Here is an 11,054-nt window from a genome sequence, read left to right as displayed (position 1 = left end):
TCTTCGTAATTTGTGCATAATTGAAGATTAAAAAAACCCCGTTTTTCGAGCTGAAGACTCATTTTCGGGGTTTTGTCATACCTAAATATACGAATTAATTATCTGATAATCAAATAATTACACTACTTCTGAACGTGCCGAAAAATGGATGAAAACAGAAAAGTTTTGACATAAATTGGGCTGAATTATCAACCCATCAACTTTCAACTAGAATTTAAGTCAAACAAAATTGCACTCAGCGTATTTCAGCATAGGCACAATCATGATGCTTGCGCCGGCGAGGGGACGCAAAAAGTCCTTAATTTTTAAATTACAGCTTACTTTTTTTAATTTTGACTAAATCCATCAATCCAAAAGGGCCATTGGTCAATTGTGCCTTGATCTAAACATTAAATTTCTCGAACTTCCCTTTGCTGAACAAGCATTCACCAATTTTTTTGACCATACATTAAAAAATGAACCCTATTTAGGCAGTGATACTGGTTTGGAAAAAAATAAGAGGAGTCCGCATTTTGGACCTTATCGGCTATGTTTTAATCAAGTACACCTGTTTAGGGAACCATTACATAACAGGCTGGTAATTAAAATCAAAAATACTGTTGAAGCAAAAACAGTTATTGACAACCTGCCAAAGTACATCCAAATCATTCACTTTTTTAAGCAAAAAAATATACGGGATAACAAATACTGGGATCTTGATTTCTTTGAAGATGACGATACGTTTTTGGTATTTGAAATGCTTTCTGATGTTATATACATTGCTCTGGAAAATATATACTATAGTGTGGTGGAGTTAGCTCCTTTTATGGAGGATTGCCAATTTTTCGTCTTTTCCAATGGAGATGGAAATACACATTGAATCGATGAGTATTGTATTGAAAGCAATAACGTCACTTTAAACAGAAGTTATACCGAAGGTGGAATCTATACCGGGCGCTTGGATTTCTAAATTAAAAAGCAGAGGAAAATCCAAAGGACAATAACTTTTTAAAGTTCACTCTGTTCCAACTTTATGATAGATTACATTCTTGGACAAAAGGGTTGGAAAAGTATCCAACAAAAACAGTGTCAACAACTCATCCCTAAAGGGTTCCTACATATATTATTTGAATAAATTGTACAGTATTGATCAAGATTGTCAAGATTTATATGCTTTGAATAATAAATACAATTTCGATTCCTTTGTATAATTTCACTTTTATAGTTTGTTTACAAATGTGTTATGCATGGGAGACTTTCCAAAGTATAGATTATTTACGCACTTTATGAAAGTTTACTTGACAATATTATAATTTTCAACAATACAGGCACCTCTGTTTTAATGCAATGCTAAAAATCAAAGTAAATTATTACTTTTGTCTCACTAAACAAACAATGATCAACCGACACTTTTCCACCCCCGTTCTCGTGGCTTTTGCCATGCTCTTTTGTACGCTTTCATTAGCCCAAAAGAAGAATGCCGATTACAAAATCCACCTATTTAAAACCAATGAAACCTTTACCATAGATGGTATCGGTGACGAGGCCACATGGCAAAAGGCAGAAACTGCCAAGGACTTTTTTATGGTATTGCCCATGGACGATCGCAAGGCCACACAGCCATCCGAGGTAAAAATGGCCTATGACGATAAACAACTCTACCTCTTGGCCACTTTTTTTAAAACGCCGGGCAATACCTATGTGGTGGAATCGCTCCGTAGGGACTTCTCCTTTGGGGGCAACGATAATTTTCTATTGTTCATGGACCCGTTCAACAACCAGACCACGGGGTTTAGCTTTGGTGCAAACGCCTATGGAGCGCAGTGGGACGGCACCATGTCCAATGGAGGCAGCATAGACCTTAATTGGGACAGTAAATGGGTGTCCGAAGTACAGAGTTATGAAGACAAATGGGTGGTGGAAATGGCTATTCCCTTTAAATCCATTAGATACGAAAAAGACGTGACGGAATGGGGTGTTAATTTTTCGAGATTGGACCTCAGTACCAACGAAAAATCGAGTTGGACCCCTATTCCAAGACAGTTTCCCACCGCTTCTTTGGCCTATACCGGCACCATGGTGTGGGACAATCCACCGCCAAAGCAGGGGCTCAATTATTCCCTTATTCCTTATGTTCTGGGCACAGTGGGCAATTCCAGCATTGACGATATCGATTACGACAATGAATTTAAGGTAGGTGGCGATCTAAAACTGGGGCTTACCTCATCCTTGAATTTAGATTTGACCATCAACCCGGATTTTTCGCAGGTAGAAGCAGACCGCCAAGTGGCCAATTTGACCCGATTTGAGCTCTTTTTCCCGGAAAGACGCCAGTTTTTCCTTGAAAATGCCGACCTCTTTGCCAGTTTCGGGTACGATGAGATTCGTCCTTTCTTTTCACGTAGGATAGGACTGGGCGTCCCCATTATTGCAGGTGCTCGGGTAAGTGGAAACCTTAATAGAAACCTCCGTTTGGGCTTAATGGACATGCAAACCGACAAAATGGACGAAACAGGGCTGCCCAGTCAAAACTTTGCAGTGCTTTCGTTGCAACAAAAGGTCTTTTCTCGATCCAATATTGGTTTGATGTTCGTAAACAAGGAATCCTTGGACTACGAAGCTATGGCCGACAGCCTAAAAACCGAATACACCAAATTCAACCGAAATTTAGGGTTGGAGTACAACTTGGCATCTGCCGATAACAAGTACAACGGAAAGGTATTTATGCTCAAATCCTTTGGACCAGATTCCTCTTATAACGGTTTGGCACAAGGCGCACATTTGGAATACAGCAGCCGAAATTGGAACTGGCGCGTGCAACAGGAGTATATTTCCCCAAATTTTACCTCCGAAGTAGGTTTTGTACCGCGAAACAATTATATCAAGCTGGAAGGTTCCGTAGGGTATCTGTTTTTGCCCGCAAGCGATAAAGTAGTGAGCCATGGTCCGCAGTACACAGGGTTTTATTATTTCAACCCAAGCATGAAGTCTACGGATTATGTATCCATTCTAGGGTACGCAGTAAACTTTTTGGACCGTAGCTCTTTAGGGGTAGATGTGTTTAACGAATACGTACAGCTTTTGGCTCCTTTTGACCCCACCAATACCGACAAAGAGGAGTTGGCAGCCGGTACGCAACACCACTGGAACGGGGTTTATATTTCATATAATTCACGACCTAAAAGCTTGTTTACCTACAATATGACCACGCGATTGGGCCGCTATTTTTCGGGAGGTTACCGCACCAATATAAACGCGGAATTGGGCTATCGTTTTCAACCGTATGTGAGCTTGGGTGCTAGACTTAGCTACAATAATTTGGATTTGCCCGAGCCTTGGTACACTACCGATTTTTGGCTAGTGGGCACCGAGGCCGACATTACCTTTACCAATAAACTGTTTTGGAATACGCTGTTCCAGTACAATGAACAAAACAAAAATTTCGGCATCAACTCCAGATTGCAATGGCGCTACGCCCCAGCCTCCGACCTGTTCTTGGTATTTAACAACAACGAACAACTATCCCCACTGGAAGGTAATTTATGGTCGTTGACGCTCAAGTTTACGTATTGGTTTAATCGATGATTTCAATCCGTCAATTCCCCTTGTTGGCGAGTGTCACACTCGTGCCCTCTGACATCCAATAAACAATCCCTAAAGGGATCACTTTATATTCCTCAAATTGATCACCTCCTGCTCGGTCAAGTGTCGCCAATGGCCTCGTGGTAAATCCTTTTTGGTAAGTCCAGCAAAAATGACGCGGTCCAATTTGGTAACATTGTACCCCAAATGCTCAAAAATACGGCGCACAATGCGGTTACGCCCACTGTGAATCTCTATCCCTACCTCCCGTTTTGGTGCTCCTTGAATGTAACTTACACTATCCACAGTAATTGGGCCATCTTCCAGTTCAAGACCAGCTTCAATTTTGTGGAGATCGGCCAAACTTAGATTATTGTCCAAATGCACATGGTAGATTTTGCGCACGTTATGCTTGGGATGGGTCAATTTTTTGGTGAGGTCACCGTCATTGGTGAACAGTAAAAGTCCAGTAGTATTTCTATCCAAACGGCCCACGGGCAACAAACGATTGTTTGAGGCACTCGAAATCAACTCCATTACGGTACGACGTCCCTTTTCATCACTTGTAGTGGTGATAAAGTTCTTGGGTTTGTTCAGCAAAATGTACTCCTTCTTTTCCAAGCTGAGCCGTTTACCATCAAAACGCACATCATCGGAACGTTTTACCTTAAAACCCATTTCGGTCACGGTTTTTCCATTTACCGTAACATTCCCTGCGGCAATGTAGGTGTCAGCTTCCCTTCGGGAACAAATGCCGGCATTGGCAATGTAGCGGTTCAAGCGAATTTCATCGGGATTGGATGGTTTTCTTGGGGCGCTCTGCCTTGGTTTTGAGGAAAATTTTTTATCAAACGGCTTCTTTCTGTCCCCGCCCTTGAAGTTTTTGGAAGGTCTTCTGCCTTTGTTGTTGTCTGATTTCGCCATCAGTCTAATTTTTTGCAAATGTACTCTTTTTAAGTTCCAAAAATCCTAAAGAACAAAGAATTACAAAATTCGGTTCAGCACTACATCCACATCAATTAAAAGGATACTGAAAACGCCAACAACAATGATAAATTTGATGATATTGTGCAGCCAAACGTAGTGCTTTTTCCCATTGGCCCTCCACAGCAAGAACAAAAACAAAATCAAAAAAGCGATGCAGGCCATAAAGTATAAGTACATATACCCTACATCAAAGGCCTTGATAAGCAAAAGGGCAGGAAACAGGGTAAGGACAATGAGCAAGGATATGATGGTTTTTGATACGTTTTGACCATAAATAATGGGGATGGTCTTGTAGTTCTGGGCCATATCCCCGGCCATATTCTCCAAATCTTTGATCATTTCGCGGGCCAAAATCAACAGAAACAAGAAAACGGCGTGCACAAAAATCACCGTTTGAAAGTTGTGATAGTACACAAATACCACAAAAAAAGGGGCAATGGCCAAGGTAGAGGACACTAAATTCCCCAAAAAAGGGATACGCTTTAGTTTGTGCGAATAGATCCAAATACCAAAAATATAGGCAGAAAAAAACAGGACTGCCTTAAACGAGATATAGCTCGCTGCAAAAACGGCCAAAAAGTTAAGGATAAAATAGGTGGTCAATTTAAAACGCTGGCTCACTAAACGATCCAACATACTTTTGGTGGGCTTGTTGATGAGATCCTTTTCGGCATCGTAAAAGTTATTGATGATATATCCGCTGGCAATCGTAAGTGCCGAAGCGGTAACGATCAAAAACAGATTTAAGTCCAAAACCACTTTGCGCAGAGGTATATTGGGAGCCAAAATGTAAATGGAGGCCAAGTATTGCGCCAAGGTAATGATCAGGATGTTATAACCCCTGACCACTGAAAACAGACTCAACAGCTTAAAAAGCAAGAGTTTGTTTTTTCTACTGAGCATGTATTTGCTTTTAGAAGTTGTACACTACTTCCAAATCATGGCCTTTGAGTGCTTTTTTGGCTTTTTCCAAGTCTTGGGTAAAGCCTAAAATATAACCGCCGCCACCCGATCCACAAAGTTTAAGGTAGTAATCGTTGGTTTCGATCCCCTTTTGCCAAAGTTGGTGAAATTTGGATGGAATCATCGGTTTAAAATGGTCAAAAACAACGTGCGACAATTGTTTTAGATTTCCGAACAACGATTTTACGTTGCCGTTTAAAAAATCTTCCACACAGGCATCGGTGTGTTTTACAAATTGATTTTTTATCATGTTACGGAAACCTTCCTGCTTCATGTTTTCCATGAACAATTGCACCATAGGTGCCGTTTCCCCAGTCATTCCGCTATCCAATAAAAATACTGCTCCTTTTCCTTCGGTATTTTGTGAAGGAATACTGGTGGATTCGATATTGTCCTTGGAATTAATCAATATGGGAAGACTCAAATAACTGTTCAATGGGTCCAATCCGGAAGATTTACCGTGGAAGAAAGATTCCATTTTCCCGAAAATCTTCTTCAGCTGAAGTAATTTTTCACGGGTCAAGTTCTCCAAAACCGTAATTTTGTTTGTGGCATAGCGGTCATAAATAGCAGCGACCAAAGCACCACTACTACCAATTCCATAGCCTTGCGGAATAGAGCTGTCAAAGTACATTCCATCGGCCACATCTTTTTCCAAAGCTTCGATATCAAAAGAAACCAAGCCAGGCTCTTCAGTCTCAATATTTTTTAAATATTCGGCAAAAGCCATTAGGCTTTTATTGGATTTTAGGGCCATTTCGGAATCGTTCTTGTCACTTTTCAATGCCCCTTTGAAAAAATTATAGGGTATTGACAGTCCTTTGGAGTCTTTAATAATGCCGTACTCCCCGAACAATAAAATCTTCGAATAAAATAATGGACCTTTCATATTATACTACTAAGATACAAACAAATTTTGTTCAATGTTTGATAAAATTCGGTAAACAAGTTGGTTTTATCTATAAAAAACTGCTTCCACGGTCAAAAATCATGGCAAATAACGTAAAAAAACAGCTTAGCTGTTCATTTTTAGTCGTTTATTTTGATGGCTCCCGACCCTACTTGATCGTGAATGTATTGACCATTCTCACAATGTCCCACCAATTCATGTTTGATAAAAATCAGTACTTTCTCCTTGTCGGAAGATGGATACAACAAATGCACATTGGCCCCAGCATCCAGCGTAAAGCAAACCGGTGTTTTGGTTGCTTCGCGGTACTGCCAAATTTTGTTGATGATTTTCAGCGTATCGGGTTTCATCAGCATAAAATAGGGCATACTCGTCATCATCATGGCGTGCAAGGTCAATGCCTCACTTTCCACCATTTTAATGAATTCTTCCAAATCACCATTGGCCAAAATAGGCTTTAGCTTGTCTAAATTGGAAAATGCCTGTTCAAATCGGTCTTCGGCATATGGGTGTCCATGCATTAATTGGTGCCCAACGGTACTGCTGACTTGTTTTTGTCCTTTGTGCACCAGCAAAATTGTATCGCAATAGCTCTTAAAAACCGGGGCGACCTCAAAGGGATATTCAATGCCGTACAAATCGGAGCTTTGAGGTATGTTTGCATGCCTTCCCCATTGTACCAAGCTGCCTTTTACGCTGCGACAGGCACTTCCCGAACCCAATCGTGCCAAATACGATGCTTTTGAATTGAACAAATCCTCATCCAAAGACGGATCCAGTTCTTTTTCAATATCCATCAAACAAAGGGAAAGGGCCGCCATTCCACTGGCCGATGATGCAATCCCACTGCTATGTGGAAAAGAATTTGAGGTTTCAATCGTAAAATGGTATTCCTTCAAAAAAGGTAGATACGTCTCAACACGCTCCAAAAAAGCCTGAATCTTTGGTTTAAAATCGTCCTTGGGCTTTCCTTCGAACAGTAAATCAAAAGAAAGCGTTTCATTGTTATCCTTCTTCTCAAACAAAACGGAAGTTGTTGTGGCACAGGTGTCCAACGTGAAGCTGATGGATGGGTTTGCGGGAATCTGAACGGGTTTTTTTCCCCAATATTTTACCAAAGCAATATTGCTGGGCGCTTTCCAAGTTACTTTGCCGTTATCAGGTAATTTTTGATAGACCCCTGGCAAAAAATCTTTTTCCGTCATTTGGAATGGGTATTTTGGACAAATATAAGCAGGGGGAAGCGTACTGGGCATCGGATTGAAATAAATTCTTATTTTCGTTGGAGTTGCACCGACCATGAAAAAAAGAATTGTTTACATAACCATCTGTGTTTTGATTTGCCTTGCCATAGGATTCCTTTCCAGCATAGCCACCCAAAGTTCGGTAAACGACTGGTATCTTAGCCTCAACAAGCCATTCTATACACCTCCAAACTGGCTTTTTGCTCCTGTTTGGACTGCCCTATACATTATGATGGGAATTGCCGCAGGTATTGTTTGGTCCAAAGGCTACCACCATATTTGGGTAAAGACCGCCCTGTACCACTTTGCTTTTCAGTTGTTGCTCAATGCGCTGTGGAGCATTGTTTTCTTCGGATTAAAAAATCCGCTTGCGGGCATGGTGGTTATTTTGGCTTTGCTAACAGTGATCATACTCACCATAAAATGGTTCAAGGTCATTAGCAAACCTGCCGCACTTTTAATGATTCCCTATGTGCTGTGGGTGGCCTTTGCCGCTGCTCTGAACTATAAAATTTGGGAGCTTAACCCTTAACCCGAAGCCATTTCCAAAAGCTTCAACATGGTTTTATGGTTACGGGTAGTAGCCTCTACTTTTAACTTATTTTCAATAAGGTTGTTATTGAGTTTTGCCCTACCGTACCCATTTTTACATAGTAAATACACACATTGGTTCGTAATTTGGTATCCCTCATGTTCAAAATGAAGTTGATTGAACTGATTGACCAATTCCTCTTTTGAAGGAGTTTTGAGCAAAACGTAGTACAGTTTATTTTCTTCACTTTCCTTTGCAAAAGGATTGGCCTCCAAAATGGCTTTCACATCTTCTTTTTTAATCACCAAGGTTGGTACATCAAACCCAAAACGCTGATGGATTGCATGGGTTACGACCTCCTGAAGTTTTTCTCGGTCAGCTTCGTCACTTTCAAAAACAATGTTCCCACTTTGGATGTATGTTTTTACGTTTTTTAGCCCAGTAGCTTCCAAAATACTAAACAACTCCGTCATTTTAATCTTCTTTTGGCCGCTAACATTGATTCCCCTAAGTAGCCCTATAAATGTATTGCCCATAATAATCGATTCAGAACTCAAATTTATTTTAGTAAATTGAAACGCACATAAATTAACAAAATGAATCAATATATCCTTGCTTTGGACCAAGGCACCACTAGTTCCCGTGCCGTGGTCTTCGACAAAAAGGGAACCATTATTTCCATAGCACAGAAAGAATTCACACAAATATTCCCTAAACCAGGCTGGGTAGAGCACGATCCCGATGAAATTTGGTCCACCCAAGCGGGAATGGCCGCAGAAGCTGTAAGCAAAAAAGGACTCAAAGCATCCCAAATGGCAGCCATTGGCATTACCAATCAGCGGGAAACCGTTGTGGTTTGGGACAAAAACACTAGCGAGCCCATTTACAATGCCATTGTTTGGCAAGACAAGCGTACAGCGGATTATTGCGACCTACTAAAGAAAGAAGGAAAATCCGATATGATCCGTAAAAAAACCGGATTGGTGATTGATGCTTATTTTTCGGGCACCAAGGTGAAATGGATTCTGGATAATGTGGAAGGTGCCAGGGAAAAAGCAGAGGCCGGTGATTTGGTGCTCGGAACCATTGATTCATGGCTTATTTGGAAAATGACGGATGGAGGGCTTCATGTTACCGATGTGACCAACGCCTGCCGCTCCATGCTGTTCAATATCAATACCATGGATTGGGATGATGAGCTTTTGGAACTGTTGACCATTCCCAAGAGCATGCTTCCCGAAGTGAAACAGTCCAGTGAAGTCTATGGACACACCACTCCCAATTTATTCGCCACCCCAATCCCGATTGCAGGAATTGCCGGTGACCAGCAGGCTGCTTTGTTCGGTCAAATGTGTACCAAAAAGGGCATGGTAAAAAACACTTACGGCACAGGGTGTTTTATGTTGATGAACATTGGCGAAAAACCGATAGTTTCCGAAAATAACCTCCTTACCACGGTAGCTTGGAAAATCAACGGAAAAACTCATTACGCACTCGAAGGAAGCATTTTTATTGCTGGTGCGGTGGTGCAATGGCTTCGTGATAGCTTACATATTATAAAAACATCTTCGGAAGTGGAAAAACTGGCCAGTTCGGTGGATAGTTCGGACGGAGTGGTTTTTGTTCCCGCTTTTGCCGGTCTGGGCGCCCCACATTGGAACCAAAAGGCCCAAGGAACCATTTTTGGACTCACTCGTGGAAGTACCGATGCACATATTGCGCGTGCCGCTCTGGAATCCATTGCTTATCAAACCATGGATATTCTAAAAGCCATGGAAGCCGATTCGGGAATTTCCATAAAAGAATTGCGGGTTGATGGCGGAGCAACCGTAAATGATATGCTGATGCAGTTTCAGGCCGATGTATTGAACACCGTTACCGTAAGGCCCAAGATTGTGGAAACCACAGTGATGGGTGCCGCATATTTAGCTGGTTTGGCCGTAGGTTATTGGGAAAGTCCAGAGGAAATCCAAGATATTTGGCAGACCGATGTGCATTTTAACCCAACCAAAGAACGCAACACCATTGAAGAAGGCATAAAACGGTGGTACAAGGCCATTAAGGCACTGAAATTTTGGACGGAGAACCTTTAATTTTTCAAATAACACAAACACTAACATTCCCTTATATGACTCCATTTGTTTCTGAAATTGTAGGTACTTTTTTGTTGATGGTACTCGGATGTGGCGTAAATGCCAACGTATCCCTGCAAAAAACCTACGGTAATGGTTCTGGCTGGATTGTAATCTCAACTGGATGGGCTTTTGCAGTTTATACCGGCGTTGTGGTCGCTGGGCCGCACAGCGGTGCGCATATCAATCCCGCAGTAAGTATTGGGTTGGCTGTGGCTGGTGAATTTCCTTGGAGCGAAGTCCCAAGCTATGTTTTGGCCCAGTTTATAGGTGCGATGTTCGCAGCGTTTTGCGTATGGCTGGTAAACAAAGATCATTTTGATGCCACCGAGGATGGGGGCACCAAACGAGGTGTCTTTTGTACAGCTCCCGCCATACCCAATACATTTACAAACCTTTTTTCGGAGGTTTTGGGCACTTTTGTATTGGTTTTCTCCGTGCTTTATTTTACCGATGCGGTGCTATCCACGGACAATGTAATTATTGGCCTGGGTTCATTGGGAGCCTTACCCGTGGCTTTAATTGTTTGGGGCATAGGTTTATCCTTGGGCGGTACCACAGGCTATGCCATAAATCCTGCCAGGGATTTGGGGCCTCGTATTGTTCATGCACTATTGCCTTTAAAAAATAAGGGGCATAATGGATGGAACTATGCTTGGGTTCCTGTAATTGGACCTATTTTGGGAGCTGCCATAGCGGCTTGGATTGCTATTGCCTTACAATAG

At 41.7% G+C, this 11,054-nt stretch carries 10 protein-coding genes; 5 read left to right on the top strand and 5 right to left on the bottom strand.

Annotation, left to right across the window (positions count from 1 at the left end; genetic code table 11):
• The first annotated feature begins 370 nt into the window (after nt 1-370).
• Nucleotides 371-859: a hypothetical protein gene (locus AC13CC_RS06410; RefSeq protein ID WP_482877363.1), complete on the top strand. Its 489-nt coding sequence runs from the start codon at nt 371-373 to the stop codon at nt 857-859.
• Nucleotides 860-1,374: 515 nt separating this feature from the next.
• Complete coding sequence (locus AC13CC_RS06405) at nt 1,375-3,564, top strand: DUF5916 domain-containing protein (RefSeq protein ID WP_326277551.1); 2,190 nt, start codon at nt 1,375-1,377, stop codon at nt 3,562-3,564.
• Between the two features lie 78 nt (nt 3,565-3,642).
• On the opposite strand, the gene AC13CC_RS06400 is transcribed toward AC13CC_RS06405, so the two are convergent.
• The 4 genes from AC13CC_RS06400 to AC13CC_RS06385 form a co-directional block, all read right to left on the bottom strand.
• The gene (locus AC13CC_RS06400; protein WP_326277550.1) at nt 3,643-4,485 is read right to left on the bottom strand and encodes a pseudouridine synthase; all 843 of its coding nucleotides are present in this window, start codon (nt 4,483-4,485) and stop codon (nt 3,643-3,645) included.
• Nucleotides 4,486-4,545: 60 nt separating this feature from the next.
• Complete coding sequence (locus AC13CC_RS06395; protein WP_482877361.1) at nt 4,546-5,451, bottom strand: geranylgeranylglycerol-phosphate geranylgeranyltransferase; 906 nt, start codon at nt 5,449-5,451, stop codon at nt 4,546-4,548.
• A gap of 10 nt (nt 5,452-5,461) precedes the next feature.
• Nucleotides 5,462-6,400 (bottom strand): mevalonate kinase family protein, encoded by a 939-nt coding sequence (locus tag AC13CC_RS06390; RefSeq protein ID WP_482877359.1) that lies wholly within the window; start codon nt 6,398-6,400, stop codon nt 5,462-5,464.
• A gap of 140 nt (nt 6,401-6,540) precedes the next feature.
• Nucleotides 6,541-7,626, bottom strand: a complete 1,086-nt coding sequence (locus tag AC13CC_RS06385) for a diphosphomevalonate decarboxylase (RefSeq protein ID WP_482877357.1) — start codon at nt 7,624-7,626, stop codon at nt 6,541-6,543.
• Nucleotides 7,627-7,720: 94 nt separating this feature from the next.
• On the opposite strand from AC13CC_RS06385, the gene AC13CC_RS06380 reads away from it, so the two are divergent.
• The gene (locus AC13CC_RS06380; protein ID WP_482877354.1) at nt 7,721-8,197 is read left to right on the top strand and encodes a TspO/MBR family protein; all 477 of its coding nucleotides are present in this window, start codon (nt 7,721-7,723) and stop codon (nt 8,195-8,197) included.
• Here AC13CC_RS06380 and AC13CC_RS06375 read toward each other — a convergent pair.
• Nucleotides 8,194-8,733 carry a DUF1697 domain-containing protein gene (locus AC13CC_RS06375; protein WP_482877352.1) on the bottom strand — a complete coding sequence of 180 codons (540 nt, stop codon included), beginning with the start codon at nt 8,731-8,733 and terminating at the stop codon, nt 8,194-8,196. The genes AC13CC_RS06380 and AC13CC_RS06375 overlap by 4 nt on opposite strands.
• A gap of 60 nt (nt 8,734-8,793) precedes the next feature.
• On the opposite strand from AC13CC_RS06375, the gene glpK reads away from it, so the two are divergent.
• Both glpK and AC13CC_RS06365 read left to right on the top strand, forming a co-directional pair.
• Nucleotides 8,794-10,290 (top strand): glycerol kinase GlpK, encoded by a 1,497-nt coding sequence (glpK, locus tag AC13CC_RS06370; RefSeq protein ID WP_326277541.1) that lies wholly within the window; start codon nt 8,794-8,796, stop codon nt 10,288-10,290.
• A 35-nt stretch (nt 10,291-10,325) separates the two neighbouring features.
• Nucleotides 10,326-11,054 (top strand): MIP/aquaporin family protein, encoded by a 729-nt coding sequence (locus AC13CC_RS06365; RefSeq protein ID WP_326277539.1) that lies wholly within the window; start codon nt 10,326-10,328, stop codon nt 11,052-11,054.

It is taken from the genome of Flagellimonas sp. L-11 (assembly GCF_056857735.1).
This window is presented reverse-complemented; position numbering and strand designations above follow the sequence as displayed.

Excerpts from the sequence above, each read along its gene's own strand:
- AC13CC_RS06405 (WP_326277551.1), top strand. The coding sequence starts at position 1,375 with ATGATCAACCGACACTTTTCCACCCCCGTTCTCGTGGCTTTTGCCATG.
- AC13CC_RS06400 (WP_326277550.1), bottom strand. The coding sequence starts at position 4,485 with ATGGCGAAATCAGACAACAACAAAGGCAGAAGACCTTCCAAAAACTTC.
- AC13CC_RS06395 (WP_482877361.1), bottom strand. The coding sequence starts at position 5,451 with ATGCTCAGTAGAAAAAACAAACTCTTGCTTTTTAAGCTGTTGAGTCTG.
- AC13CC_RS06390 (WP_482877359.1), bottom strand. The coding sequence starts at position 6,400 with ATGAAAGGTCCATTATTTTATTCGAAGATTTTATTGTTCGGGGAGTAC.
- AC13CC_RS06385 (WP_482877357.1), bottom strand. The coding sequence starts at position 7,626 with ATGACGGAAAAAGATTTTTTGCCAGGGGTCTATCAAAAATTACCTGAT.
- AC13CC_RS06380 (WP_482877354.1), top strand. The coding sequence starts at position 7,721 with ATGAAAAAAAGAATTGTTTACATAACCATCTGTGTTTTGATTTGCCTT.
- AC13CC_RS06375 (WP_482877352.1), bottom strand. The coding sequence starts at position 8,733 with ATGGGCAATACATTTATAGGGCTACTTAGGGGAATCAATGTTAGCGGC.
- glpK (WP_326277541.1), top strand. The coding sequence starts at position 8,794 with ATGAATCAATATATCCTTGCTTTGGACCAAGGCACCACTAGTTCCCGT.
- AC13CC_RS06365 (WP_326277539.1), top strand. The coding sequence starts at position 10,326 with ATGACTCCATTTGTTTCTGAAATTGTAGGTACTTTTTTGTTGATGGTA.